Genomic DNA, 26,516 nt, shown 5'->3' with positions numbered 1-26,516 from the left:
CCGCCGAGCTGAGGGCCGGCCCCGCCCTCGTCAGCCCGCGTGCAGCATCAGTCCGATGCCGGCCACCATCACCCCGGCCGCGACGATCCGCGGCAGCCCGAACCGCTCCTTGAAGAACACCGCCCCGATCGCCGCGCCCACGATGATCGACGACTCCCTGAGCGCGGAGATCGGGGCCAGCTCCGCCCGGGTCTGCGCCCACAGGACGAGCCCGTACGCCGCCATGGACAGCGCCGCGCCGAGCAGTCCGATCGCCGCGAACGGCCGCAGCCGCGCGCCGAGTTCACCGCGCCAGCGCCACCACGCGTAGGCGGGCACGGCGATGCCCTCCAGGATCATCAGCCAGACGATGTAGCCGAGGGAGGAGCCCGACGCGCGGACGCCGACGCCGTCGACGACGGTGTACGCCGCGATGGACAGGCCCGTCGCCAGCGCCGCGCCGAGCGCCGTCCAGTCGGGCCGCCGCCCCGAACCCCGCAGCCCCCACACGGCGAGGCCCGTCAGGCCCGCGCAGGAGACCGCGACGCCCGCCGCCTGCCAGCCGTCGGGCACCTCGCCCACGAACGCGGCGGCGAGCACCGTCACCACGAGCGGCGCGGTGCCGCGCGCGATCGGGTACGCCTGGCCGAAGTCGCCCAGCTTGAACGACGCCATGAGCAGCACGTAGTACACGATGTGGATCAGGGCCGAGACGATCAGGTACGGCCAGGCCGCCCCGTCCGGCACCGGCACGAACGGCGCCATGAGCAGACCGATCAGCGTCGCCCCGCCGCCGATCAGCGTGAAGCCGACCAGCTTGTCCGTGATGTGGTGGGCCAGCGCGTTCCACGACGCGTGGGTGACGGCGGCGAGCAGGACGGCCGTGGTGACCAGCGGTGTCACTCGCGCACGTCCACGAGCGCGGCGCCCGCGTGCGTGACCAGCTCCTTGGGCTCCATCGGGAAGACGGCGTACGGGGTGCCCGCCGCCGCCCACACCACGTCGTGCGCGAGCAGCGAACGGTCCGCCAGGACCCGGGTCTTGGTGCGGTGCCCGAACGGCGGGACGCCGCCGATCGCGTACCCGGTGAAGTCCCGGACCACGTCCGCCTTCGCCCGGGTCACCTTCGCCGCGCCCAGCTCCCGCCGCACGAGCTCCACGTCGACGCGCGAGGAACCGTCCATCAGGACGAGCACCGGTACCCCGTCCGCCGCGAAGATCAGCGACTTGCAGATCTGGCTCAGCTCGCAGCCGATCGCGTCGGCCGCCTCCTGCGCGGTGCGGGTCGAGTCGGGGAAACGGCGTACGCGCGGCAGGAGTTCGGCCAGGCCCATGGCGGTCACGGCCTCGGCGAAACGGGGAGGAGCTGCGCTGTCTGATGAGGTCATGGACGGCACGCTAATGGTCGCTGTACCGCCCACGCGACCCCGTATCGGCGTCAGCCCCCGGCCAGCAGCATCTGCCGGACGACCGGGCCCGCCGAGTCGCCGCCGTGCCCGCCCTGCTGCACCACGGCCGCCGCCGCGAGATCACCGCGGTACGCCGTGAACCAGCCGTTGGGCTCCTTCTGCCCGTCGACCTCCGCGGAACCGGTCTTCGCCCCCATGTCGGAACCGAGCCCCGACATCGGCTTGACCGCCGTGCCCGCGACCGCCGTGTAGTGCATCAGCTCGCGCAGCTGCGCCGCCGTCCCCGCGGACATCGAGCGCGACGCCTTCGCGAGGGTGCGGTGGTCGAAGTCCGGCGGGACGAGGTAGGGCTGGTGGAAGCTGCCCGACTTCACGGTCGCGGCGACCGACGCCATGTTCAGCGGGTTCATCCGCACGCCGCCCTGCCCGATCAGCGAGGCCGCCATCTGCGCCTCCGACTGCACCGGCACCGCGCCGTCGAAACTCGGCACCCCGATCGACCAGTTGTCGAGCCCGAGCCCGAAGACCTGCTGGGCCTGCTTGGTCAGCGAGTCGTTCTCCAGCTTCGGGGCCTGGCTGATGAAGGCGGTGTTGCAGGACGCCGCGAAGCTCGCCTTGAACGTGCCCTTCTTGATCTCGAACTTGTCGTCGTTCTGGAACTTCCAGTGCCCGTACGTGAAGTACTTCGGGCACGGGTGCTGCTTGTCGACGCCCGCGAGGTCCTTCTCGAGGAGCAGCGACGACGTGATGACCTTCATCGTGGAGCCGGGCGCGAGGGAGCCCTGGAAGGCCGTGTTGAACCCGGGCGAGGAGTTGGCGACCGCCAGGATCTCCCCGGTCGAGGGCCGGACCACGACGACCGCGGCCCGCTTGCGCGAGGCGACCTGCTTCTCGGCCTCGGCCTGCAGCGTGGGGCTGAGCGTCGTCTTCACGGTGCCCGGAGTGCCCTCGGAGAGGGTGAGCAGCGTCTTGTCGGGGACGGCGTTCTTCTCGTCCTCGCCCGAGGCCGCCTTGCGCACGATCCGCAGCTCCACGCCGGCCGTGCCGCCCGCCTTCTTGCCGTACTTCTCGCGCAGGCCGTCGACGACCGCGCCGAGCGACGGATACGTCTTCGCGGACAGCTCGCCGCCGTTGCGGTCCACGGCCTTGACCGGCGGATCGCCGGCCTCGCCGGTGACCAGCCGGTCGCCGTCCCTCAACTCCGGGTGCACGACGGAGGGCTGCCAGCCGATGAGCACCTTGCCGTCGGCCTTGCGGCGCACGGCCGTGACCGACGAGTCGTAGGCGAACGGCTTCTTCGTCTTCTCGTACGTGACCGTGGACGTGACGTGGAAGGGGACCTCGGCGCCCGACCGCCTGCCGGGCGTGAGCTTCACGTCCGTGAGGTGGGCGTCCTTCGAGAGTCCGGCGAGCGCCTTCCGGGCGGCGGCCGCGTCGTCCGTGTACGCGGCGGCCTTCGCGGCGTCACCGGACTGCCAGGCGGTCAGGAACCGGTCGGCCGCCGTGCGCACCTCGGCGGCGGACGGCGGGCCCGTCCTCACCTTCGGCTTGGCGTCGGCCGCCGCGGAGGACGACGTTCCGCTGTCCATCAGGGCGTACGCCCCGACTCCGGCCCCGATGACGGCGACGACGGAAACGCCTCCGATCACCAGGGCGTTCGTGTTGCGGCGCGCCGGGACGCGACGCTTGCCTCTGCTGCCCAACGTGTCCTCCGGAGTCGATACGGGTGGCCCAGGGTACGGGGTGGCCCTGGGCCCACCCGCCGTAGGACAGAACGAGGCAGACGGGGTGCCGGGTACGTGGTACGGCCGTTGTCACCCGGCCCGGAGCACCCCGGCGACGATCGGCCCGGCCGCGTCCCCGCCGTGGCCGCCGCGCGGCACCGTGGCGGCCGCCGCGACGTCGCCCCGGAACCCGGTGAACCAGGAGTTCGCGTTGCCCTGCCCGTCGACCTCCGCCGACCCGGTCTTCGCGCCCTTGTCGTAGCCGGGGACCGACGCCATCGCGGTCGTCGCCGTGCCGCTGGTCGCCGTGATCCGCATCATCTGCCGGATCTGCTGCGCGGTGCCGGGCTTCAGGCCCTGCGCGGTGGCCAGTTGACGGTCGTCCAGGCTCTGCGCGACCAGGACCGGCTGGTGGAAGGTGCCGGTGATCGCGGTCGCCGTCACCGACGCCATGTTCAGCGGGTTCACCTTGACCAGGCCCTGGCCGATCATCGAGGCGGCGTCGTTCGACGACCCGTCGATCTCCACGGAGCCGTCCCGGGAGACGATCCCGGTCTGCCAGTCCTTGCCGAGCCCGAACCGGTTCGTCGCCTCGTCCTGGAACCGCTGCGGCTTCAGGTCGTCCGAGAGCTTGATGAAGGCGGTGTTGCAGGAGCGGGCGAAGCTCTGGGAGAGCGTCGCGCCCTCGTCCGGCGTCATGTTCTTGAGGTTGCGGAAGGTCTGGCTCATCGAGACCGCCGAGTCCGGGCAGGGCGCGGCGCCGGAGGCCGACGTGACGCCGTTGTCGATCAGCGCGGCCGCGGTCACGATCTTCATCACGGAACCGGGCGCGGTGCCGCCCGAGAAGGCGTCGTTGAACTCGCCCTTCTTCTGGTTGGCGACGGCGAGCACCTCACCGGTGGACGGCTTGACCGCCACCACGGACGACTCCGGGTACTTGGCCACCTGCTGCTCGGCCGCCGCCTGGACGCCCGCGCTGAGCGTGGTGGGCAGCCTGCCCGCCTTGCCCTTGGCGAGCGTCAGCAGCGTCTTCGCGGTCGTCGTCCCGTCGGCGGTCTCCCGCTCGATGTAGGTCTCCACGCCGGGTGACCCCCCGGCCTTGTCGCCGTACTTGGCGCGCAGCTGGTCGAGGACCGGCCCGAGCGACGGGTACTTCTCCGCGGTCAGCACGGCCCCGTTGCGGTCCACGGCCTCGATCGCCGGGGTCTTCGACTCGCCCGTGACGAGCTTGTCGCCGTCGGCCATGCCCGGGTGCAGCACCGACGGCGACCACTTGACCAGGGCCCGGCCCGTGGTCTCGCCGCGCACGACGGTCAGCGACGAGTCGTACGACATCGTTTTCTTCTTGCCGTCGTACGCGACCGTGGCCCGGACCTTGAAGGGCACCTTGGCGCCGGCCGGCTCGCCCGCCGTCAGGACGGTCCGCGTGACGTGCGCGTCGTCGTGCCAGCCCTCGATCGCGGACAGCGCGTTCTCGGCGTAGTTCGTGTAGGTCGACGCCCCCGCCGCGTCGTTCTTCGCCCACGCGGCCAGGAACTTCTCCGACGTCTCCTTGATCTCGTCGGCCGACGGCGGCCCGGTCCGCTTGCCGGACGACCCCGCCAGCGAGGAGCCGCCACCGTCCCCGGTGACCGCGGTGACGATGTTGTAGGCCCCGTAGCCCGCGCCGCCCACCATCACGGTGAACACCCCGCCGACGATGGCGACCTTGACCCCCTTGCGCATGCGCGCCCCCTCCCCAGGTTGACGGAGGGACTCTAGACACGGCGGATGCCCGGAGTGCGGGGTCTTTTACAGATGGTGTCTGAAAGTGTCCGAAGAGAGATCACAAATACGGCCGAAAGAGGCTCACACCCAGCTGTCCAGCCACATCCGTGAACGCCAGGAGTCGATCGGAATGGCGTGGCCCGTGTAGATGGGCCAGAAATAGATGAAGTTCCACACGATGAGCAGCACCAGGACGCCCGCGCCCGCCGCGCCGATCACCCGCCGGCGCTCCGTCGACCCCGGTTTCCCGACGATCGCGCCGAGCATCATCGCGAGCGCGAGGCACAGGAACGGCGCGAAGACGACGGCGTAGAAGTAGAAGATCGTCCGCTCCTGGTAGTTGAACCAGGGCAGGTAGCCCGCCGCGACGGCGCACACGATGGCGCCCGCGCGCCAGTCCCGCTTGAAGAACCAGCGCCACAGCACGAAGGCGATCGCGAAGCAGGCCGCCCACCACAGCAGCGGGGTGCCGAGGGCGAGGACCTCGCGGGCGCACTTGTCGGCGGCGTCCGCGGGGCAGCCCTGCGACCCGGCCGACGGGGACTCGTAGAAGTACGAGACCGGGCGGCCGTCGACCATCCAGCTCCACGGGTTCGACTGGTAGGTGTGCGCCGAGGTGAGGTGGGTGTTGAACTCCCAGACCTCGTGCTCGTAGTGCCACAGGCTGCGCACCCAGTCCGGCAGCCAGGTGAAGCTGCCGCCCTTGCCCGCGGTCACCGCCCAGTTGCGGAAGTAGCCGCCGGTGCCGTCGTCCGCGGAGAGGATCCAGCCGAGCCACGACAGGACGTACGTGGCGACGGCCACCGGCACCGTGGAGACGAACGCCGGGAGGACGTCCCGCTTGAGGACCGTGCGGTACGGCCGCCGCGCCCCGGCCACCCGCCGCGAACCGACGTCCCACAGCACCGACATCAGCGCGAAGGCGGCCAGATAGATGAACCCGTTCCACTTCGTGCCCGCCGCCAGGCCCAGGCAGATCCCGGCGAGCAGTCGCCAGGGACGCCAGCCGAGGCGCAGCGTCTCCGCGACGTGCGGATCCGGGCGGACCAGGCCGTGCTCGTCCACCGGGAGCGCCGCGGCCAGCTTCTCGCGCGCCCGGTCCCGGTCCACGATCAGTGCGCCGAACGCGGCGACGACGAAGAAGACCAGCACCGAGTCGAGCAGCGCGGTCCGGCTCATCACGAACGCCAGGCCGTCCACCATCAGCAGCACACCGGCGAGACAGCCCAGGAACGTCGAGCGGAACAGCCGCCGCCCGATCCGGCAGACCATCAGCACGCACAGCGTCCCGAGGACCGCCGTCATGAACCGCCAGCCGAACGGATTGAACCCGAACATCCACTCGCCGACGCCGATGACGTACTTGCCCACCGGCGGATGCACGACGTACGAGGCGTCGTGCGGAATGGGCACGTCGCCGTTCTTCTGCAGGATCAGGTCATTGGCGTTCTTGGCCCAATTCACCTCGAAACCGCGGTGGATGAGCGCCCACGCGTCCTTGGCGTAATACGTCTCGTCGAATATCACGGCCTTGGGGCTGCCGAGGTTCCAGAACCGCAGGAGTCCCGCGACGAGCGTCACGAGGAGCGGCGCGGCCCAGCCGATGATCCGGTCCGCCCGGCCGGCCGTGAAGCGGCCGAGACCGAAGGACGCCCACAGCCGCGAGGACGGCGCGGGATACGGCGGCACGAGCCGCGCGCGGACCTCGCCCTCTCTGAGCTGCTCCCGGTACCCGAACCGACGCAGGCCACGGAGCCAGGACGACGGCTGGCGCTCACCTGCGGGCGGCTGCTCGTGGGGAGCGCTGGTCGGGGTCGGCTGGGACGACGACGCGGTACTGGTCACCGCGCCATCGTAGGGAACCGCGCTGTGCGAGTCCCGTGTGTGGGCCCCACCGGGTCGGTCGGGACGGGGTCGCGACCCGGTGGGGCCCGGCCCTGCGAGGATGGAACTGTGACAGGAACCGCAGAATCCACCGAGTCCACCGGCACCCTCGTCCTGGCGGGCACCCCGATCGGGGCCGTCTCCGACGCGCCGCCCCGGCTCGCCCAGGAGCTGGCCGTCGCCGATGTCGTCGCCGCCGAGGACACCCGGCGCATGAAGCGGCTCGCGCAGGCGCTCGGGGTGCAGGTCGGCGGGCGCGTCGTGTCGTACTTCGAGGGCAACGAGACGGCGCGCACCCCGGAGCTGGTCGAGGCGCTGCTGGGCGGCGCGCGGGTGCTGCTGGTGACCGACGCGGGGATGCCGTCGGTGTCCGACCCCGGATACCGGCTGGTCGCGGCCGCCGTCGAGCGGGACGTCCGGGTCACCGCGGTGCCGGGGCCGTCCGCCGTGCTGACCGCGCTCGCGCTGTCCGGGCTGCCGGTCGACCGGTTCTGCTTCGAGGGTTTCCTGCCGCGCAAGGCGGGCGAGCGTCTCAGCCGCCTGAAGGAGGTCGCGCAGGAGCGGCGCACTCTCGTCTACTTCGAGGCCCCGCACCGCCTCGACGACACCCTCGCCGCGATGTCCGAGGCGTTCGGCGCGGAGCGCAGGGCCGCCGTGTGCCGCGAGCTGACCAAGACGTACGAGGAAGTGAAGCGCGGCTCCCTCAAGGAGCTCGCCGAGTGGGCCGCCGACGGCGTGCGCGGTGAGATCACCGTCGTCGTCGAGGGCGCCCCGGAGAAGTCCGCCGCGGACGTCACCCCCGCTGAGCTGGTACGGAGGGTGCAGGTGCGGGAGGAAGCGGGGGAGCGCCGCAAGGAGGCGATCGCCGCCGTGGCCGTCGAGGTCGGGCTACCCAAGCGCGAGGTCTTCGATGCCGTGGTCGCGGCAAAGAATGCGGATCGGGTCACCCCATAAGGGCGTAAAGGACTAACCTGAAAAGCAAAGCGAAGACCGGGTGCCAGGCCCATTTCGGCAGGGAAAAGCCAAATCGACTCCAACAGTCGACAGGTCTTTTGCGCTCGGCCCGGCGGAGGCGTCCACTGGTTGAAGGGACGCACCCGTCCCCACGCTGCCTCCGGGCAGCGCTTGTCCAGCGGACAAGAGGAGCTGGCATGAGCGAGTTCGCGGCCCCCAGGACGGCCACCGGCGCCCCGGCGCCACAGATTCCGAACCGCAGCGCGGCGATATCCATCGCGCACGAATCGTATTCGTTCGCCTGCATGCGGTGCGGGCACGGCTGGGAGCAGTCGTACGAGATTGAGCACCACGTCGACGGTGACGGTGCGGAGTTCGTGATGTACGTGGCGAACGGCGAGCGCGTGCCGTCGCCGCTGACCCGTCCCACCTGTCTGAACTGTGGCGGCCATGTCGTACGGATCATGAAGGCCGGCCGGGTCTCCTCGGTCCTCGACGTGATGCAGCGCCACCACACCGCTCCGCCCGCCGGACCCGTCGAGGTCCCCGAGCCGGCGGCCGCGGAGCACCGCGAACACCACCACTGGCACCTCTCCGACCTCCTGCACCCCTTCAGCCACCACCAGCGGAAGGGCGACGACTCCACGGCTCCGTAGTCGGCTGCGGAGCCGGCCGGCCCGGCTTCGTAGGATCGGGGCATGAGCCCCCACGCCAAGGACGTCACCCCGCCCCCGCTGCCCGCACCCCTCGCGGTGGAGGTCGCCGACTCCCACACCCACCTGGACATGCAGGCGGGCACCGTGGAGGAGGCCCTCGCCAAGGCGGCGTCGGTGGGCGTGACGACCGTGGTGCAGGTCGGCTGCGACCTGGCCGGTTCGCGCTGGGCGGCCGAGACGGCCGAGGCCCACGCGGCCGTGCACGCGACCGTGGCCCTGCACCCCAACGAAGCGCCGCGCATCGTGCACGGCGACCCCGACGGCTGGTCCCGGCAGGGCGCCCGCGAGCCGCTCGGCGACGCCGGGCTCGACGAGGCGCTCGCCGAGATCGACAGGCTCGCCGCACTGCCGCAGGTCAAGGGCGTCGGCGAGACCGGGCTCGACTACTTCCGCACGGGCCCCGAGGGCAAGGCCGCCCAGGAGCGGTCCTTCCGCGCGCACATCGAGATCGCCAAGCGCCACGGCAAGGCGCTGGTCATCCACGACCGCGACGCCCACGCCGATGTGCTACGCGTCCTGAAGGAGGAGGGCGCCCCCGAGCGCACCGTCTTCCACTGCTACTCCGGCGACGCGGACATGGCCCAAGTCTGCGCGGAGAACGGCTACTTCATGTCGTTCGCCGGCAACATGACGTTCAAGAACGCGCAGCCGCTGCGCGACGCGCTCGCGGTGGCCCCGCTGGACCTGGTCCTCGTCGAGACCGACGCGCCCTTCCTGACCCCGGCGCCGTACCGCGGTCGGCCTAACGCTCCGTATCTCATTCCGGTCACGTTGCGGGCCATGGCCGCGGTGAAGGGCGTCACCGAGGAAGCCCTCGCGACGTCGGTCTCCGCCAACACGGCCCGCGCTTTTGGTTACTGACCGATAACGACCGAAGGTGCTCATCCAGGGGCAGTGGCGCGACACTGCGTAGTCGCGCTGCTTTGGAGAGTGACGAACGCTCCGCTAGGTTCTGCTCGCCCGATCCGCCCCCGCCGGGGGACCGGACCCCTGGAGCGCCTGGAGCGTCGTCGTGAGCAATTCGCCGTACGAGACGTACGAGGACACGTACGGGACGTACCGGCCGTACGGCGGCGACGCGCCGTACGCGCCGCACCCGCAGGCCCCCCACGAGCCGACGGCCGACACCTACCGGCCCGCCTACGAGTACGAGCAGGTCGCCGCGGCCGACACCGAGCCGCGCCTGCCGCGCCAGGCCGCCCGCCCCGAGGCGCAGGGCGGCCGGGCCGCCGCCCGCCGTGCCGCCCGCCGCAAGAAGGCCGACCAGCGGCCCGAGACGCTGCGCAGGCTGCTCCCGCAGGCCCTGGTCGTCGCCTTCCTCGCCGGCGGCACCTCCGCGTTCGTCGCCAACGACAAGGCGATCCAGCTCACCGTCGACGGCAAGGAGCGCACCCTGCACACCTTCGCCGACGACGTCACCGAGCTCCTCGCCGACGAGGGCGTCGACGTCGGCGAGCACGACATCGTGGCGCCGGGCCGCGGCGCCGCCCTGGCCAGCGGCGACGAGGTCGCCGTCCGCTACGGCCGCCCCGTCCAGCTCACCCTCGACGGGCAGCGCCGCAAGGTGTGGACCACCGCCCGCACCGTCGACGGGGCGCTGCGCCAGCTCGGGGTGCGGGCCGAGGGCGCGTACGTCTCCACGTCCCGCTCCCAGCGCATCGCACGCCACGGCCTCGACCTCGACGTGCGCACCGAGCGCAGCGTCACCGTCCTGGCCGACGGGCGGCGCCACACCATCCGCACCAACGCGGCGACCGTGCGCGAGGCCGTCGACGAGGCCGGGATCTCGCTGGGCGGCCAGGACACCACGTCGGTGCCGCCGGGCAGCTTCCCGCGCGACGGGCAGACCGTCACCGTGATGCGGGTGACCGGGACGAAGGAGGTGCGCGAGGAGGCGATCGCGTACGCCACCGAGCGCACCCAGGACCCGACGCTCTTCCAGGGCACGGAGGTCGTCACGCAGGCCGGGGAGCCCGGCATGCGGCGGGTCACGTACGCGCTGCGCACCGTCAACGGCGTCAAGCAGAAGCCGCGCCGCGTGAGGACCGAGGTCGTCCGCGAGCCGCGCACCCAGCAGGTCAAGGTCGGCACGAAGCCCATGCCGACGTCCGTGGCGGGCGCCGACTCCCTGAACTGGTCCGGGCTCGCCGCCTGCGAGTCGGGCGGCCGCCCGGGCGCGACGGACGCGACCGGCACGTACGGCGGCCTCTACCAGTTCGACACCCGCACCTGGCAGAGCCTCGGCGGATCGGGCCGCCCCCAGGACGCCCCGGCCGCCGAACAGACGTACCGCGCGAAGAAGCTGTACGTGAGCCGTGGGGCGAGCCCGTGGCCGCACTGCGGGCCGCGGCTGCACGGCTGAGCGTCTGCCGTGACCTGTTGCGTGGGCGGGTGCAGGTCCGGTGGGGCTGGTCGCGCAGTTCCCCGCGCCCCTGGAGGTGCGCACTTCGTGCGCTACCTCCATCAGGAAGGCCGCAGGCCTTCCCAGGGGAAAGCGCGGCGAAGCCGCAGGCTTTCAGGGGCGCGGCGAACTGCGCGACCAGCCCCACCGGGCCGCAGATGACGGCCGAACCGGCGGCGCCCCGGCGCGGCTACCCTTGAACGGTGAGCACCACAGACCCCCAAGGCCCCCTTCTCGGCGCGGCCGACATCCGCGAACTCGCGGCAGCCCTCGGCGTACGGCCCACCAAGCAGCGCGGGCAGAACTTCGTCATCGACGCCAACACGGTCCGCCGCATCGTCCGCACCGCGGAAGTCACCGAGGACGACGTGGTCGTCGAGGTCGGCCCCGGCCTCGGCTCGCTCACCCTCGCGCTGCTCGAAGCGGCCCGGCACGTGACGGCCGTCGAGATCGACGACGTGCTCGCCGCCGCGCTGCCCGCCACGGTCGAGGCCCGCATCCCGGCGAAGAAGGACGCCTTCGACCTGGTCAACATCGACGCGATGCAGGTCGAGGAGCTGCCGGGCCCGGCCCCCACGGCGCTGGTCGCGAACCTCCCGTACAACGTCGCGGTGCCCGTCCTGCTCCACATGCTCGACACCTTCCCGACCATCGAGCGCACCCTCGTGATGGTGCAGGCCGAGGTCGCGGACCGGCTCGCCGCGGGCCCCGGCTCACGCGTCTACGGCGTCCCGTCCGTCAAGGCCAACTGGTACGCGCAGGTCAAGCGAGCCGGCTCCATCGGCCGCAACGTGTTCTGGCCCGCCCCGAACGTGGACAGCGGCCTCGTCTCCCTGGTCCGGCGCAGCGAGCCGGTCGCCACGACCGCCTCCAAGGAGGAGGTGTTCGCGGTGGTCGACGCCGCGTTCGCCCAGCGCCGCAAGACGCTGCGCGCCGCCCTGTCCGGCTGGGCGGGCTCGGCGCAGGCCGCGGAGGCGGCGCTCGTCGCGGCGGGCGTCTCCCCGCAGGCCCGCGGCGAGGCGCTGACCGTCGAGGAGTTCGCGCGCATCGCCGAGCACAAGGGCGCGCACGAGGGGGCCGCCGCGTGAGCGTGACCGTCCGCGTCCCCGCCAAGGTCAACGTCCAGCTCGCGGTCGGCGCCGCCCGCCCCGACGGCTTCCACGACCTGGCCAACGTGTTCCTCGCCGTCGGCCTGTACGACGAGGTGACCGTGGCCCCCGCGGACACCCTGAGCCTCACGTGCACGGGCCCCGGCTCCGACCAGGTCCCGCTCGACCGCACGAACCTCGCGGCCCGCGCCGCGATCGCGCTCGCCGAGCGGCACGGCCTCGGCGACCCGAAGGTCCGCATCCACATCGCCAAGGACATCCCCGTCGCGGGCGGCATGGCGGGCGGCTCCGCGGACGCCGCGGGCGCCCTCGTGGCCTGCGACGCGCTGTGGGGCACCGGCGCCTCCCGCGAGGAACTCCTCGACATCTGCGCCGAGTTGGGCAGCGACGTGCCGTTCAGCCTGGTCGGCGGCGCCGCGCTCGGCACCGGCCGCGGCGAGCGGCTGCGCCTCCTCGACGTGGGCGGGGCGTTCTGGTGGGTGTTCGCGGTCGCCGACGGCGGCCTGTCCACGCCCGCCGTGTACGGCGAGTTCGACCGGCTGACCCCCGAGGCGCCCGAGCCGGTCGCCTCGCCCGCGCTCCTCGACGCGCTGCGCACCGGTGACGTCCACGCCCTCGCGGCGACCGTCACGAACGACCTGCAGCCCGCCGCCCTCTCGCTCTTCCCGTCCCTCAAGGCGACCCTCGACGCGGGCACCGCGGCGGGCGCCCTGGCCGCCCTCGTCTCCGGCTCCGGCCCGACGACCGCGTTCCTCGCCGCCGACGAGCGGGCCGCCCGCGAGGTGGCCGACGCCCTCGCCGCGTCCGGGACGTGCCGGGCGGTGCGGGTGGCCGGGTCCCCGGCGCCGGGCGCGACGCTGCTCCGACGCACCGCCTGACGCACTGACCGACGTCTGTCCGGCGCACGTCTGACGCACCGAGGGGCGCGTACTCAGCGGTGGGTTGAGTACGCGGGGTGAGTATCCGCGCGCTGTCGCCGTGATCACCGGCGGGCCACGCTGGCGTCCATGAAGACAACCGGACGCCGGCGCCGCAGACTGCGCCGTGCCGCGCTCCCCCTGGGCACCGTTGCCCTGTTCGGCCTGCACGCGGCGCTCGCGTCGCGCGGCCACCCGCTGCCGCCGCCCGCCATCGGCGGCCCGCAGGGGCGCATCGCCCGGCCCCGTGAGGTCGCCGCGATCGGGCGGGCGGCCGCCGGACGGTGCCGGGGAGCGGTGCGGGTGCGCGGCCGGGTCCGGGTGGGGCGCGGGACCTCCGGAGGAGTTGTCCACAGGCTGGGACGGTCCGGAGCGGATCGCCGTAACCTGATCCCGTAACGGGGCGGGACGGGGAATCGGGGGATCTGGCCATGGAGTGCACACGCTGCCGTGCGGCGTTCGTGGGGGCGGACGGCCGCTGCCCGCGCTGCGACGGCCCACCGGCCCAGGGGGCGTACGCGCCACCACCGCAGGCCCCGCCGCAGCCCAATCCGTACGCACCGCCGCAGTACGGCGCGATGCCGCCGCCCGGGCCCGGCCCGGCCGGCACGTACCCGGCGCCGCCGCTCGCGCCCTACGGGGGCGGATATCCGGCGATGCTGCGCCCGCCGGCCCGGCTCGCCGGACTGAGCACGGCGGTCACCGTCCTGTTCGCGCTCGTCGCCGTGCTCGCACTGCTCCGGGTCGTCGCGGACTACCGGCTGTACGACGCCCTGGGCAGCATCTGGACGACCGACCTCGCCGAGGCCGACTCCATCGACGACTTCCGGGCCACCACGATCGTGCTGCTGTTCGTCGGGTTCCTCGCCGCGGCGCCGGTGTTCCTGGTCTGGTTCCACAAGGCCCGGGCCAATGTCGAGGGTCTCGGTCGGCACCGGCACTCGACCGGCATGGCCGTCGGCGCCTGGTTCATCCCGTTCGCCAACTGGTGGATACCGAAGGCGATCACCGACGACGTCGTCGCCGCGAGCCGGGGCGCCCAGCGCCCCGGCGGCCTCGGCGCGGTCAACGGCTGGTGGGCGTGCTGGGTGCTGTCCAGCGTGCTGGCCGGCATCGGCTGGCCGATGTACTCCAGCTCGATGAACGAGAGCGACCCCTCCCTGGAGGGCGCCCGCACCGCCTCGCTCGTCCTCATGGGCTCGAACCTGGCACTGATCGGGGCGGGCATCTGCGCGATCCTCGCGGTCCGGACGATCAGCGCGGTGCAGGACGCCCGGTTCGGCCTCGGACCGGCGGGCCCCGCCCCCGGCCCGGCCCCGTACCCGGGACAGGGCTGGTAGCCACCGGTCGGCGGCCGGCCCGCGGCTGATCGGGGGACCGTCACACCTGTCACGCCGACTACGCTTGAAGGTCGGCCCACCCCCGGAGGGCGCAGCACCGTCCCGTGGCAGGAGCGAAATGGCAGTCAACCTGGTCAATGTCGAGGCAGTCAGCAAGGTGTACGGCACCCGTGCCCTGCTCGACGGAGTCTCCCTCGGCGTGTCCGAGGGAGATCGCATCGGCGTGGTCGGGCGGAACGGGGACGGGAAGACGACCCTGATCCGCATGCTCGCCAAGCTGGAGGAGGCCGACACCGGCCGCGTCACGCACAACGGCGGCCTGCGCCTCGGCGTCCTCACCCAGCACGACTCGCTCGACCCGGAGGCGACCGTCCGGCACGAGGTGATCGGTGACCTCGCCGACCACGAGTGGGCGGGCAGCGCCAAGATCCGCGACGTGCTGACCGGCCTGTTCGGCGGGCTCGACCTGCCGGGGTTCGCGCAGGGCCTGGACACCGTGATCGGACCGCTCTCCGGCGGTGAGCGGCGCCGCATCGCGCTCGCCAAGCTGCTCATCGCCGAGCAGGACCTGATCATCCTCGACGAGCCGACCAACCACCTCGACGTGGAAGGCATCTCCTGGCTGGCCCGGCACCTCCAGGCCCGCCGCTCCGCGCTCGTCTGCGTCACGCACGACCGGTGGTTCCTCGACCAGGTCTGCACGCGGATGTGGGACGTGCAGAAGGGCGACGTCTTCGAGTACGAGGGCGGCTACTCCGACTACGTGTTCGCCCGGGCCGAGCGGGAGCGGATCGCCGCGACCGAGGAGGCCAAGCGGCAGAACCTGATGCGCAAGGAGCTTGCCTGGCTGCGCCGCGGCGCCCCCGCCCGCACCTCCAAGCCCCGCTACCGCATCGAGGCGGCCAACGAGCTGATCGCGGACGTGCCGCCGCCGCGCGACACCAGCGAGCTGATGAAGTTCGCGAACGCCCGGCTCGGCAAGACCGTATTCGACCTGGAGGACGTGACCGTCCAGGCCGGACCCAAGGTGCTGCTGAAGCACCTGACCTGGCAGCTCGGCCCGGGCGACCGCGTCGGCCTGGTCGGGGTGAACGGCGCGGGCAAGACGTCCCTGCTGCGCGCCCTCGCGGACGCCGCCCGCAGCCAGGGCGACGTCCAGCCGGCCGCCGGGAAGATCGTCGTCGGCAAGACGGTCCGGCTCGCCTACCTCTCGCAGGACGTCACCGAACTCCCGGGCACCCTGCGGGTGCTGGAGGCCGTGCAGCAGATCAGGGACCGGGTCGACCTCGGCAAGGGCCGGGAGATGACCGCGGGCCAGCTGTGCGAGCAGTTCGGCTTCTCCAAGGAGAAGCAGTGGACTCCGGTCGGCGACCTGTCCGGTGGCGAGCGCCGCCGGCTCCAGATCCTGCGCCTGCTCATGGACGAGCCGAACGTGCTGTTCCTCGACGAGCCGACGAACGACCTCGACATCGAGACGCTGACCCAGCTGGAGGACCTGCTCGACGGGTGGCCCGGCTCCATGGTCGTCATCTCCCACGACCGGTTCTTCATCGAGCGCACCACCGACAACACCTTCGCGCTGCTCGGCGACGGCACGCTGCGGATGCTGCCGCGCGGCATCGACGAGTACCTGGAGCGCAGGCAGCGGATGATCGACGCCGCCGCGCCCGCCCCGGCGCCCGCCGCCGCGGCCCCCGCCAAGGCGGGCCCGTCGGCCGCCGACGCCCGCGCCGCCAAGAAGGAACTGCAGAAGATCGAGCGCCAGATGGACAAGATCTCCGACAAGGAGTCCAAGCTGCACGCGCAGATCGCCGACAACGCGACGGATTTCGCCAAGGTGGCCGACCTGGACGCCCAGTTGCGTGAACTCGTGGGGGAGCGCGAGGAGTTGGAAATGCGCTGGCTGGAGCTCGCCGAAGACGCGTGAAGGACGCGTGCAAGGCGCGTAACAGACGCATCACGGGCCGGTCCTCCCTTGGGAACAGGGGGCGGACCGGCCCTGTGTGCGAGTGCACAGGGTGATAGAAAGGGCGGCTGAGGGGAGCCTGAGGGAAGCCCTCGACCGACCTGAGAACGTCCGGAAATCACCCCAGGCGTGCCGGTACATCAGTGAAGAGGGGGGAAGCGCTGATGACTCAGCCGCCCAACCAGCCGCCGTCCGGTGGCTTCGGAGCACCACAGGATCCGCAGGCGTCGCCGAACCCGCAGACGCCGCCTCCGCCTGCCGCCCCGCCGCAGCAGCCCCCGGCCGCACCGCAGCCCGGATACGGCTACCCGCAGCAGCAGCAGCAGCCTCCGCAGCCCGGCCCGTACGGCCAGCAGCCCGGACCCTACGGCCAGCAGCCCCAGCAGCCCCAGCAGCCCGGCCCGTACGGCCAGCCGCAGCAGCCGGGACCGTACGGCCAGCAGCCCGGTCCCTACGGGCAGCAGCCGCAGTACGGCTACCCGCCCCAGCAGCCGCCCGGCGCGCCCGTCCCGCCGTCCGGCGGTGGCGGCGGCGTCAAGGGCAAGACGTGGGTGATCGCCGGATCGGCCCTCGCGCTGCTCCTGGTCGCGGGTGGTGTCGTCTTCGCGGTCGTCGGCGGTGACGACGACGAGAAGGACCCCGAGGCCGGCAAGAACAAGGACCCCAAGACGTCCTCCTCCGCCTCCGCGCCGGTCAACCCGGGCGACGGCCAGGGCGACGGGCACGCCGGTGACGAGGACCTGAACGAGGGCCGGCAGGACGGCGAGGCGAAGGTCCTCTGGTACAAGACGGCGCCCAAGGTGCCCGGTTCCGGCGCCGACGCCCCCGGCATGTGGATCACGGACAAGGTCGCGGTGAAGGCCGCGTACAAGGAAGTCCTCGGGTACAACGTCGCGGACGGCAAGATCAGTTGGCCCGCGATCGAGCTGCCGCAGAAGATCTGCTCGGTCACGAAGGAAGCGTCCGCCGACGGCAAGATCGCCGTGGCGTACATGAGCGGCAACGGCACGAAGGCCAACTGCAACCAGGTCCAGGAGATCGACCTCGCCACCGGCGAGAAGGGCTGGACGACCAAGATCGCCGAGAAGGAGTCGGACGACGACTTCTTCGACGGCACCGGCTCCAGCATCGGTCTGACCTACGTCGGCTCCGACACCCTGATGGTCGGCCGCCAGATGTCCGGCGTCGGCCTGGACGCCAAGACGGGCCAGAAGAAGAAGTTCGTCGTCCAGCAGTACGGCAACGACTGCTTCCCCAAGGCCTACACCGGCGACGGCAAGAAGCTGCTGTCGGTGGCGTCCTGCGGCGCGGGCGGCAACAACGCCCACGAGGAGCTGCGCCAGCTCGACCCCGAGACCGGCAAGGCCGTCTGGACCCGCAAGTACCCCAAGGACTGGCAGATCTCGCACGTCTACTCCGTCAGCCCGCTGGTCGTCTACGCGGAGAACGACGACAAGAAGGCGTACAACATCGCCTCCTACAAGGACAACAGCTCGGCGGTGGCGGCCGAGGTCAGCTCGGCCATCAAGTCCCTCGACACGGGCTGCGGTTCGACGTTCTCGTTCCTCACCCGTGACCTGGGCGGCTGCCAGGGCGTCGTCGCCGACGCGAGCACCCTCTACATGCCGACCAAGGGCAAGACCGGCGGGGCCAACGAGGTCGTCGCGATCAGCCTGACCAGCGGCAAGGAGCGCTGGCGCGTCAAGTCGCCGCAGGACCAGTCGATGGAGCCGGTGAACGTCAAGGACGGCGCGCTCGTCGCGTACATGGAGGCGTCGTACGGCGGCCAGCCCGGACGCGTCGTGTCGATCGCGGTCACCGGCTCGCACACGCCGAAGACGCTGCTGCAGAACCCGGCGGGCACCTCCGAGATCGAGAGCGGTTTCTACTCGAAGGCCGTCGACTTCGTCGACGGGCGGTTCTACCTCTCCGCCACCAACCTGTCCGGCAGCGCCAAGGGCCAGCAGAAACTGATGCTGGCGTACGGCGACTGACGTCACGCACTCCCCGACCGTCCCCACGTAAAGGCACCCCGAGGTACCCACGCCATGACGCAGCCGCCCCAGCAGCCACCGCAGCCGCCCCAGCAGCCTCCGAACGAGCCGCCGCAGAACCCGTTCCAGAAGCAGCCGGAGCCGCAGGACGCTCCGCCCGCCGCGCCCCCGGCCGCCCCCGCGGGTGGTTTCGGCGCGCCCACCCCGCCCCCGCCGGGCGGCTTCGGCGCCCCGACCCCGCCCCCGCCGGACGGCGCCCCGGGCTACGGCTACCCGCAGGCACCCCAGGCACCGCAGGCACCGCAGGCCCCCCAGACGCCGCCGCCCCCGCCCGCCGGACCGCCGGCGGGCCAGCCGGGCTACGGCTACCCGGGCCAGCAGCCGAACCAGCCGCCCACTCCGGCGTACGGACAGCCGCCGCAGCCTCAGCAGTACGGCCAGCAGCCTTACGGGCAGCCGCAGTTCGGCCAGCAGCAGTACGGCTACCCGCAGCCGCCCACCACGCCGATGCCGCCGGCCGGCGGTGGCGGCAAGAAGCCCGTCAACCCGGTCGTGTGGATCGTCACCGCCGCGGTCGTGGTCATCGCCCTGATCGTCGGCGGCGGCATCCTGTACGCCGGTTCGTCCTCCGACGACGGCAAGGACGACACGAAGAACTCCGCCGACGGCGGCAAGAAGGGCGGCAAGGGCGGCGAGGGCGGCATCGGCGGCGGTGGCAGCGGCGGCGAGGAGAAGGTCCCGTCGAGCACCGGCGCGAAGATCGCCTTCCAGCTCCCGGCCCCGAAGGTCGCAAAGGACGCCGTGTGGAGCACCGCGGGCTCCTGGCTGACCGACTCGATGTACGTCAAGGCGGGCCTGAACGAGCTCGTCGGCTACGAGCCGGACTCCGGCACCAAGAAGTGGACGCTGCCGCTGTCCGGCCAGACCTGCGGCGCCTCGCCCGAGGTCACCGAGGCCGGTCTCGCCGCCGTGCTCGCCGAGGACGGCAAGCGCAAGAAGGACGGCGACCACTTTCAGTGCACCGAGATCACCGTGTTCGACGTGAACACCGGTAAGAAGGTGTGGTCGGACAGCGTCGACGCGGGCGGCCAGAAGATCGCGTTCAAGGAGCTGTCCATCAGCGGCTCCACGCTCGCGGTCGGCGGCGGCTACGACGGTGGCGCGGCCTTCGACATCAAGTCCGGCAAGGTCCTGTGGAAGCCGCAGGCCGGTTCCTGCGAGGACGTCGGCTACCGCGGCGGCGAGCAGCTCGTCGCGGTCCGCAAGTGCGGCGACTTCGACGAGGAGACCTTCGAGATCCAGCTCCTCGACCCGACGTCGGGCAAGCCGAAGTGGACGTACAAGGTCCCCGGCGGCGCCGGCACGGTCAACCTGCTCTCGGTGTTCTCCACCAAGCCGGTCTCCTTCGGTGTCGCCCTCGGCGAAGAGGTCAAGTACACCGACGCGTTCTCGCTCGACGACAGCGGCAAGCTGCGCGCCAAGATCTCCGTCGACGCCGAGAAGTACGACATCGACTGCGAGGTCGGCGAGGTGCACGGCTGCAAGGGCGTCGTGGTCGGCAACGACCGGCTCTACCTGCCGTCCCTCCAGCACGACGGCTCCGGCACCTCGCAGGTCAACGAGGTCGTGTCGTTCTCCCTGGCCACCGGCAAGCTGACCGGTGACCGCATCGACAGCGGCGACGACTACGAGATCTTCCCGCTGCGGATGGACGGCAGCAACGTGCTGGCGTACAAGGACGGCCCGTACGACAAGGGCTCCCAGATCGTCACCGTCGACTCCAAGTCCATGAAGCAGACGGTCCTGCTGGAGACGCCCGCGACCCAGGCGGTCCGGGACGCGACCAGCCGGATGGTGCCGACGTCCTCCGAGATGCTGTACTCCGGCGGCCGGCTGTTCATGGGCAAGGACCTGATCAGCGAGCCGTACTCGAACGACGACAAGCAGTACACGGTCCTCGGCTTCACGACCAACTAGCCGCGGCCCACGTCCTGTCGACGGCCCCGCCCCCGGTCACCGGGGCGCGGGGCCGTCGACATATGCGCTCCTCTACCCCCAATCACCCCTGAAAAGCCGGGTTTTCAGCATTCAGGGCCGCTTCTCACCGGTAGGGGGCGCGCAACGTCGAACAAGCGTGTAGCTTCCGGGGGATGAAGGAGGACGGGGAGTCGGGGGGCTCGCCTGTCCGTGGGGGGCCCGGGAGATCCATGCTGCTCCTGGGGCGAACTGGGGGGTTGGCTCAATGGGTGTGCGGCTCATGGTGGTCGACGACCACCGACTGCTCGCCGAGGCGCTCGCTTCGGCGCTGAAGCTGCGCGGGCACCGCGTGCTCGCCGCGGCCGCGCCCGCCGCGGGCGCCGCCGAACTGGTCATCTCGCGCGCCCCGGAGGTCTGCCTCCTGGGCACGGCGACCCCGGCCGAACCCGGCACGTTCGACCCGGTGATCCGTATCAAGCGGGAACGGCCGCAGGTCGCGGTCGTCGTCCTCGGACCGGTGCCGTCGCCGCGCGGCATCGCGGCCGCCTTCGCCGCGGGCGCCTCCGGTTACGTACGCCACGACGAGCGCATCGAAGGGGTCGAGCGTGCCCTGATGAAGGCGCGCGCCGGGGAGGCGGCGGTGGCGCCGTCCCTCCTCCAGGGGGCGTTCAGCGAGCTGCTCAACCCGGCGGCCCAGCCCGACGACGAGGGCCAGCGCCTCCTGCAGATGCTGACGCCGCGCGAGGTCGAGGTGCTGGTCCGGGTCGCGGACGGCGAGGACACCCGGCTGATCGCGGCCGGCATGGGCATCGCCCCGTCGACGGCGCGCACCCACGTCCAGCGGGTCCTGATGAAGCTGGGCGTCGGCTCGCGGCTGGAGGCGGCGGCCCTCGCCGCGCGCACGGGCCTGCTGGACCGCGCGGGCCCCGTGGCCCCCTCCACGACCCCCGCGCCCACGCCGGAGTCGCCGAATCCGGATTCCTGAGCTATAGTCGATCTTGCGTTGGTCACCCCAACTCCGGGTGACGAACAGTGCGTTGGTGGTCCAAGGAAAGACGCCCCGCTTCCTGCGGGGAAATGCAGGTGCAAGGCCTGCCCGGCGCTCCAGATCGAAGGTCCCGCCCCGTGTTCACGGTGCGGGACTTTCGCGTTCTCCGCCACGGATAAGCGCTGTCCCTCCGGCGAACTGCCTGGTAGACAGCCGGGGTGGACAAGACGACCCCTGACTTCGCCGACCTGCTGCGCCTGATCGACGACCGGGCGACGGCCTTCCGTGCCGCGATCGCCGCCGCGCCCGACCTCGACGCACAGGTCCCGACCTGTCCCGACTGGACGCTGCGCGACCTGGCCCACCACCTCGGCTCGCGGCGCCACTTCTGGGCGGTGACGGTCGCGGCGGGCCCGGTCGACGTGCCCCCCACGGTCGAGCCCACGCCCGCCCCTCGGGAGCGGGAGGCGCTCCTCGCCTGGCTGGCCGACGCGTTCCAGCGGTTCCTGGACGCGCTGCGCACGGTGGGGCCGGACCGCGACTGCTGGACCTGGTGGGGCGCGTCGGAGTCCCCGCGCACGACGGGCGCCGTGGCCCGCCACCAGCTCCAGGAGATGGCGGTCCACACCTACGACGCCCAGCTCACCGCGGGCATCCCGCAGCCGCTCCCGTACGAGGCCGCACTCGACGGCATCGACGAGTTCCTCTCCACGTGCTGCGCCACGACCAGCCCCTGGCCGCACCAGCCGGCCCAGATCGACTTCCACACCACGGACGGCCACACCTGGCGCCTGATCCTCTCGGCCAGGGGCGCCGTCGTCGCCCGTCCGCCCCTCACCGCCGTCCTCCCCGCGGCCTCGGTCCGGGCCCCGGCCCCCGACCTGGTCCTGGCCCTGCACGGCCGCGTCCCGCTGGACACCCTGGAACTGGCGGGCGACAGCGCGATCTTCGACCTTCTCGCGGAGTGGGAGCCGGAGGACTAGGCGGGCCGCACGAAGTGGTCGAACTCGCCCGCCCGCACGCCGCGTACGAACGCGTCCCACTTCCGGCGGGTCGTCGTGACCACGGTGCCCGGGGCCGAGGTCTCGCGCAGGTGGACCAGGTCGCCGTCCGGGGCGAAGGTGACGTCGAGGCGGGGCGTGGGGGCGGTCCCGGTTCCCGGGTGGCCTTTGAGGGTGTGGATGAGGTGGGCCAACGGGGGTTGGGTGGTGGTCAGTTCGACCGTGGGCGTGTCGCTTTCGCGCAGGCGGATGCCGTTGCCGGGGGCGGGTGCCAGTTCGACGCAGTCGTTGCCCTCGCCGCCGCCCGAGAAGGACGACTTCTGCCACGGGACGGTGGTCATGGCCGGCCTCACAGTTCCTTGGTCAACTGGTGGATGAAGTTCCGCGACGTGGTCGGGTCGAGCGATGCCTTCTCCACCTTACGGAAGAGCGTTCGAAAGTGGGCCAGTTGGGCCTCCGCGTCGATGAACACGGTGCCGTGGGGCGCGTCCCTGATGACGGTGTCCAGACGGTTCACCGCTCCGCCCAGGTGCACCATCGAGCTCCCGGCTCCGGCGAACCCGTCCAGGTCGAGGGGGACGACCCGCACCGTCACGTGGTCCGCCTCCGAGGCGTCGAGGACGCGCTGGAGCTGGGCGCGGGATTCCTTGCGGTCGCCGACGCGGATGCGGAGCGCGGTTTCGTGGATCACGGCGTCGTACGGAATGGGGTCGGTGTCCTCGATGACGATCCGCCGCCGCATCCGGTGCTCCACCCAGTGCTCCAGCTCGCTCTCGGGCAGCTCGGGCGTCGTGTACGCGAACAGGGCGCGGGCGTACGCCTCCGTCTGGAGCAGCCCGGGTACGTGGATGACGGCCACGTCGCGCCGGAACGTCGCGTAGTGGTCGAGCTCGGACAGGTCCAGGAACGGGGCTGGGAGGACGCCCCTGAACTCCTCCCACCAGCCGTGGGTCCGGTCGGTCGCCATCACCACGAGTGCGTTGATCAACGCCTCGTCCGCGCAGGCGTAGTTGGCTGCGAGTCGGCGCACCCGCTCCTCGCTCACCCCGGAGACTCCGGCTTCGATCTGGCTCATCTGGACGGAGTCGGCCCCGAGGAGGGCGGCCGCCGCACGCGCCTTGAGGCCCGCGGCCTCGCGGAGTCTGCGCAGCTCTGCGCCCAGGCGGATCTGCCGCGCCGTGGGGTTGCGCCTCGTCGCCATGTGCCAACTCGCCCTCTGGAGTGCCTCTTTCGGGTGTCAGATTACGCGACCGGCTTGCAGCTCCTTAATTTTCAGGCATACCGTCAGTGACGCGTCGCAACGCAGCGAATCCGGGATCCGGAAGCGCACCGCCCCGCCATGCCATGCCGGCGGCGACACTGCCACCACCCGAACCACCTCGCCGCGCCTCAACTCCCGTACTGACCAACGGAGTTCCCGCATGTCGCCATCCTCGTGCTCCGAGCCGTGGGAATACACCCTGTGCATCCCGAACGACCCCCGGGCCGTGACGGTCTCCCGCCGAACCCTCCGCCTCGTCCTGACCGTCCATGGACCACCCCAACTCCTCGACGTAGCCGAACTGTTGGCGACGGAACTGGTCACCAACGCCGTCCGCCACACCAAGGGCCCGGCCGCGCTCCGCCTCCGCTGGGCCGACGGAGTCCTCCGGATCGGCGTCTGGGACGCGGACCCGAAACCACCCGCCCCACCCCTCTTCACCCCACCGGACGCCGAACAGGGCCGAGGCCTCGACCTCGTACGGGCCTGCGCCGACGGCTGGGGCTGGCACCCGGTACTGAGCAGCGGCGACCACGGCAAACTCGTCTGGTGCGAACTCGGGGCGGCCGCCTGATGGTCAGCTCACCGCACGAGACGATGCACCACTTCTTCCGCAAGGAAACAGAGGTGACGCAGGTGAGCTACTTCTTCCGGCATCCCGTGGCCGAGAAGGTGCGCGAGGAAGGCCGCGAGGAAGGCCGTGAGGAAGGCCGTGAAGAGGGCCGCGCTCAGGCCCAGGCCGAGATGACCCTCCGCATCCTCGAATGGCGCGGCCTGACCGTCCCCGGCGCCGTGCGCGACCGCGTCCTCGCCTGCGCCGACGCCGAGCAGCTCACCGTGTGGGCCGAGCGCGCCGTCCACGTGACCGACGCGGCCGACCTCTTCGGCACCGAGCGGACGGCCTGAAGACGGCGAAAGGGCCGGAGCCCACCGCGTCAGAACGGTGGGCCCCGGCCCCGGTCAACCCGGTAGGGACTACTCGTCCGGGGTGGGCGGAGCCGTCGGGCGGAGCTTCAGCCACACCAGGAAGAAGAGGCCGAGCGCCAGCATGCCCAACCCCGTCCAGAGGTTGATGTTGATGTTCTCGGCCTTCTTCAGGTCCGCGTCGGACGCCGTGATGCCGGCGATCGTGACGATCACGCCGTACAGGACGAACAGGCCGCCGATGATGCGCCGGATGTCGAAGAGGCGAGCCGCCGTCGCGGGCTTGCGTTCCAGTTCGGAGACTTCGTTCTGGAGATCAGACATGAGAGATCGCGCCTCCGATCAGAGGGAGTAGGGGAGGTAGCAGAGCGCGGCGAGGACGATCGCGCCCCAGCCGAGCAGGGCCGGCTTGCGGTACCAGGCGCTGTCGCCCTCGGCGGGCGGCTCCTCCAGGCCGGGGGCCGTCGTGCCGTAGACCAGACCGGCCAGTTCCGCCTCCGGCTTGGGGGCGGTGAAGAGCGTGACCACGATCATGACGACCGCACCGGCGACGAAGCCGACGATCGCCGAGACGAAGTTGGCGCCCTGGTCGGTGGGGATGTCGATGACACCCTGCTTGTAGATCCAGAAGTAGTTGAGCATCGCGGCGGTGGTACCCGCCAGCAGGCCCCACACGCCCGACTTCATGGACGCGCGCTTCCAGAACATGCCGATGATGAAGACCACGAACATTGGGACGTTGAAGAAGGAGAAGAGGGTCTGCAGGTACCCCATGATGTTCGAGAACGACGACGCGATGAACGCCGTGCCGACCGAGGCCACCACACCGATCGCCGTGATGAGGCGACCGAACTTCAGGTAGTAGCCGTCGGGCTTGTCGGTCTTCACGTACTTGGCCCAGATGTCGTACGTGAACACGGTGTTGAACGACGAGACGTTCGCCGCCATGCCCGCCATGAACGCGGCCAGCAGACCGGTCACCGCGATGCCGAGGACGCCGTTGGGCAGCAGTTCCTGCATCAGGTACGGGATCGCGTCGTTGTAGGTGAGGTCCGAGCCGGCGCCGCCGATCTTCGGGACGAGGACCGCGGCGACCATGCCCGGGATCATCACCAGGAACACGATGAAGATCTTCGGGAAGGCGGCGATCAGCGGGGTGCGCTGGGCGGCCGAGAGGTTCTTGGCCGACAGGGCGCGCTGGACCTCCGCGAAGTTCGTCGTCCAGTAGCCGAAGGAGAGGACGAAGCCGAGGCCGAGGATGATCGTGAGCCAGTTCGCGCCGAGCGGGTTGGCGTCACCGATGCCGGTGCCGCCCCACGCCGACATGAAGTTGTCCCCGTGCTGGGACTTCAGCGAGTCCGTCATGCCGCCCCAGCCGCCGACGCGCTTGAGGCCGATGATGCAGATCGGGATGAGCGCCGCGAGGATCACGAAGAACTGCAGGACCTCGTTGTAGATCGCGGAGGACAGGCCGCCGATGGTGATGTACGCGAGGACGAAGGCGCCCGCGACCACGATGGCCACCCACTGGGGCCAGCCGAGCAGCGCCTCGACGACGATCGACAGGGCGTAGAGGTTCACGCCCGCGATCAATATCGCCGCGAAGGCGAACAGGATCGAACTGAGCAGGTGGGCGGACTTGTCGAAGCGCTGGAGCAGGAACTCCGGCACCGAGCGCACCTTCGAGCGGTAGTAGAAGGGCATCATCACCAGGCCGAGGAAGACCATGGCCGGGATGGCGCCGATCCAGTACCAGTGGACGACCGCGACGCCGTACTGCGCACCGGTCGCGGCCATGCCGAGGATCTCGGTGGCGCCCAGGTTGGCGGCGACGAAGGCCAGGCCGGTGACCCAGGCAGGGAGCGAACGGCCCGACAGGAAGAAGTCGAGGCTGGTCTTCACGGAGCGGCGGGCGGCGAAGCCGATGCCCAGGACGACGACGAAGTAGATCGCCAGGATCGCGTAGTCGAGGCCGTTGGTGGGCAGCCGTAGCCCTGCCGCCAGCGTGATTGTGGGGGACTGCATGAGATCTCGCTTCGTTGCGCGAACTGAAACAGTCCGGAACCTACGCCTCCGGCTTCAATAAGTGAACACTTCCCTTGATGTTCTTTGTTGGATTGTGATCGATGCCTCTCGAATAAGTGATCACGTGGCACAGAAAGCGCACAGTCCGTCCCTCGTTCGCTCTCTTGACGCGACTGTTGG

The 26,516-nt window shown here is 71.4% G+C and carries 24 protein-coding genes; 15 read left to right on the top strand and 9 right to left on the bottom strand.

Annotated features, from left to right (window positions below; translation table 11 throughout):
• Positions 1-30: 30 nt before the first annotated feature.
• The 5 genes from RBJ77_RS29740 to RBJ77_RS29720 all read right to left on the bottom strand — a co-directional run bounded on the left by RBJ77_RS29740 (position 31) and on the right by RBJ77_RS29720 (position 6,724).
• Positions 31-882 carry an EamA family transporter gene (locus RBJ77_RS29740; RefSeq protein WP_372347829.1) on the bottom strand — a complete coding sequence of 284 codons (852 nt, stop codon included), beginning with the start codon at positions 880-882 and terminating at the stop codon, positions 31-33.
• Positions 879-1,367: a YbaK/EbsC family protein gene (locus RBJ77_RS29735; RefSeq protein ID WP_372347828.1), complete on the bottom strand. Its 489-nt coding sequence runs from the start codon at positions 1,365-1,367 to the stop codon at positions 879-881. Before RBJ77_RS29735 ends, RBJ77_RS29740 begins: the two co-directional genes overlap by 4 nt.
• A 50-nt stretch (positions 1,368-1,417) precedes the next feature.
• On the bottom strand, positions 1,418-3,091 hold the full coding sequence (locus RBJ77_RS29730; RefSeq protein ID WP_372347827.1) for a penicillin-binding transpeptidase domain-containing protein: 1,674 nt from the start codon (positions 3,089-3,091) through the stop codon (positions 1,418-1,420).
• A 111-nt stretch (positions 3,092-3,202) separates the two neighbouring features.
• Positions 3,203-4,837, bottom strand: coding sequence for a penicillin-binding transpeptidase domain-containing protein (locus RBJ77_RS29725; protein WP_372347826.1), 1,635 nt, complete (start codon positions 4,835-4,837; stop codon positions 3,203-3,205).
• A 123-nt stretch (positions 4,838-4,960) separates the two neighbouring features.
• Positions 4,961-6,724, bottom strand: a complete 1,764-nt coding sequence (locus tag RBJ77_RS29720) for a dolichyl-phosphate-mannose--protein mannosyltransferase (RefSeq protein ID WP_372347825.1) — start codon at positions 6,722-6,724, stop codon at positions 4,961-4,963.
• A gap of 108 nt (positions 6,725-6,832) precedes the next feature.
• Between RBJ77_RS29720 and rsmI the strand changes: the two genes are divergently transcribed.
• The 13 genes from rsmI to RBJ77_RS29655 all read left to right on the top strand — a co-directional run bounded on the left by rsmI (position 6,833) and on the right by RBJ77_RS29655 (position 22,108).
• On the top strand, positions 6,833-7,717 hold the full coding sequence (rsmI, locus tag RBJ77_RS29715; protein ID WP_372347824.1) for a 16S rRNA (cytidine(1402)-2'-O)-methyltransferase: 885 nt from the start codon (positions 6,833-6,835) through the stop codon (positions 7,715-7,717).
• Positions 7,718-7,914: 197 nt separating this feature from the next.
• Positions 7,915-8,373 (top strand): hypothetical protein, encoded by a 459-nt coding sequence (locus tag RBJ77_RS29710; RefSeq protein ID WP_372347823.1) that lies wholly within the window; start codon positions 7,915-7,917, stop codon positions 8,371-8,373.
• A 42-nt stretch (positions 8,374-8,415) separates the two neighbouring features.
• On the top strand, positions 8,416-9,294 hold the full coding sequence (locus RBJ77_RS29705; protein ID WP_372347822.1) for a TatD family hydrolase: 879 nt from the start codon (positions 8,416-8,418) through the stop codon (positions 9,292-9,294).
• A gap of 151 nt (positions 9,295-9,445) precedes the next feature.
• Entirely contained in the window at positions 9,446-10,795 is a 1,350-nt protein-coding gene (locus tag RBJ77_RS29700; RefSeq protein WP_372347821.1) for a ubiquitin-like domain-containing protein, read from the top strand.
• A 242-nt stretch (positions 10,796-11,037) separates the two neighbouring features.
• The gene (gene rsmA / locus RBJ77_RS29695) at positions 11,038-11,922 is read left to right on the top strand and encodes a 16S rRNA (adenine(1518)-N(6)/adenine(1519)-N(6))-dimethyltransferase RsmA (protein ID WP_372347820.1); all 885 of its coding nucleotides are present in this window, start codon (positions 11,038-11,040) and stop codon (positions 11,920-11,922) included.
• Entirely contained in the window at positions 11,919-12,821 is a 903-nt protein-coding gene (locus RBJ77_RS29690; RefSeq protein ID WP_372347819.1) for a 4-(cytidine 5'-diphospho)-2-C-methyl-D-erythritol kinase, read from the top strand. The genes rsmA and RBJ77_RS29690 overlap by 4 nt, the downstream gene beginning before the upstream one ends.
• Before the next feature lie 129 nt (positions 12,822-12,950).
• Positions 12,951-13,259, top strand: coding sequence for a hypothetical protein (locus RBJ77_RS29685; protein ID WP_372347818.1), 309 nt, complete (start codon positions 12,951-12,953; stop codon positions 13,257-13,259).
• Positions 13,260-13,291: 32 nt separating this feature from the next.
• A complete protein-coding gene (locus RBJ77_RS29680) occupies positions 13,292-14,200 on the top strand; it encodes a DUF4328 domain-containing protein (RefSeq protein WP_372347817.1) in 909 nt (302 codons plus the stop codon).
• 118 nt (positions 14,201-14,318) lie between these two features.
• Positions 14,319-16,127 carry an ABC-F family ATP-binding cassette domain-containing protein gene (locus tag RBJ77_RS29675; protein ID WP_372347816.1) on the top strand — a complete coding sequence of 603 codons (1,809 nt, stop codon included), beginning with the start codon at positions 14,319-14,321 and terminating at the stop codon, positions 16,125-16,127.
• A 203-nt stretch (positions 16,128-16,330) separates the two neighbouring features.
• Complete coding sequence (locus tag RBJ77_RS29670; protein WP_372347815.1) at positions 16,331-18,160, top strand: PQQ-binding-like beta-propeller repeat protein; 1,830 nt, start codon at positions 16,331-16,333, stop codon at positions 18,158-18,160.
• Between the two features lie 54 nt (positions 18,161-18,214).
• A complete protein-coding gene (locus RBJ77_RS29665; RefSeq protein WP_372347814.1) occupies positions 18,215-20,137 on the top strand; it encodes a PQQ-binding-like beta-propeller repeat protein in 1,923 nt (640 codons plus the stop codon).
• Between the two features lie 265 nt (positions 20,138-20,402).
• On the top strand, positions 20,403-21,122 hold the full coding sequence (locus RBJ77_RS29660) for a LuxR C-terminal-related transcriptional regulator (protein WP_372347813.1): 720 nt from the start codon (positions 20,403-20,405) through the stop codon (positions 21,120-21,122).
• A gap of 221 nt (positions 21,123-21,343) precedes the next feature.
• Positions 21,344-22,108: a maleylpyruvate isomerase family mycothiol-dependent enzyme gene (locus RBJ77_RS29655; RefSeq protein WP_372347812.1), complete on the top strand. Its 765-nt coding sequence runs from the start codon at positions 21,344-21,346 to the stop codon at positions 22,106-22,108.
• Here RBJ77_RS29655 and RBJ77_RS29650 read toward each other — a convergent pair.
• Complete coding sequence (locus RBJ77_RS29650; protein ID WP_372347811.1) at positions 22,105-22,467, bottom strand: DUF397 domain-containing protein; 363 nt, start codon at positions 22,465-22,467, stop codon at positions 22,105-22,107. The genes RBJ77_RS29655 and RBJ77_RS29650 overlap by 4 nt on opposite strands.
• Before the next feature lie 8 nt (positions 22,468-22,475).
• Positions 22,476-23,327, bottom strand: coding sequence for a DUF5753 domain-containing protein (locus RBJ77_RS29645; protein ID WP_372347810.1), 852 nt, complete (start codon positions 23,325-23,327; stop codon positions 22,476-22,478).
• A gap of 220 nt (positions 23,328-23,547) precedes the next feature.
• On the opposite strand from RBJ77_RS29645, the gene RBJ77_RS29640 reads away from it, so the two are divergent.
• Together RBJ77_RS29640 and RBJ77_RS29635 are read left to right on the top strand one after the other, a co-directional pair.
• A complete protein-coding gene (locus tag RBJ77_RS29640; RefSeq protein ID WP_372347809.1) occupies positions 23,548-23,961 on the top strand; it encodes an ATP-binding protein in 414 nt (137 codons plus the stop codon).
• Positions 23,961-24,293 (top strand): hypothetical protein, encoded by a 333-nt coding sequence (locus RBJ77_RS29635; protein WP_372347808.1) that lies wholly within the window; start codon positions 23,961-23,963, stop codon positions 24,291-24,293. The genes RBJ77_RS29640 and RBJ77_RS29635 overlap by 1 nt, the downstream gene beginning before the upstream one ends.
• 69 nt (positions 24,294-24,362) lie before the next feature.
• Here RBJ77_RS29635 and RBJ77_RS29630 read toward each other — a convergent pair whose 3' ends face one another.
• The gene (locus RBJ77_RS29630; RefSeq protein WP_372347807.1) at positions 24,363-24,635 is read right to left on the bottom strand and encodes a hypothetical protein; all 273 of its coding nucleotides are present in this window, start codon (positions 24,633-24,635) and stop codon (positions 24,363-24,365) included.
• A gap of 18 nt (positions 24,636-24,653) precedes the next feature.
• Complete coding sequence (locus tag RBJ77_RS29625) at positions 24,654-26,336, bottom strand: sodium:solute symporter family protein (protein ID WP_255977535.1); 1,683 nt, start codon at positions 26,334-26,336, stop codon at positions 24,654-24,656.
• Positions 26,337-26,516 lie beyond the last annotated feature (180 nt).

Source organism: Streptomyces sp. KL116D (genome assembly GCF_030766975.1).
GTDB classification, from domain to species: domain Bacteria; phylum Actinomycetota; class Actinomycetes; order Streptomycetales; family Streptomycetaceae; genus Streptomyces; species Streptomyces longispororuber_A.
This window is presented reverse-complemented; position numbering and strand designations above follow the sequence as displayed.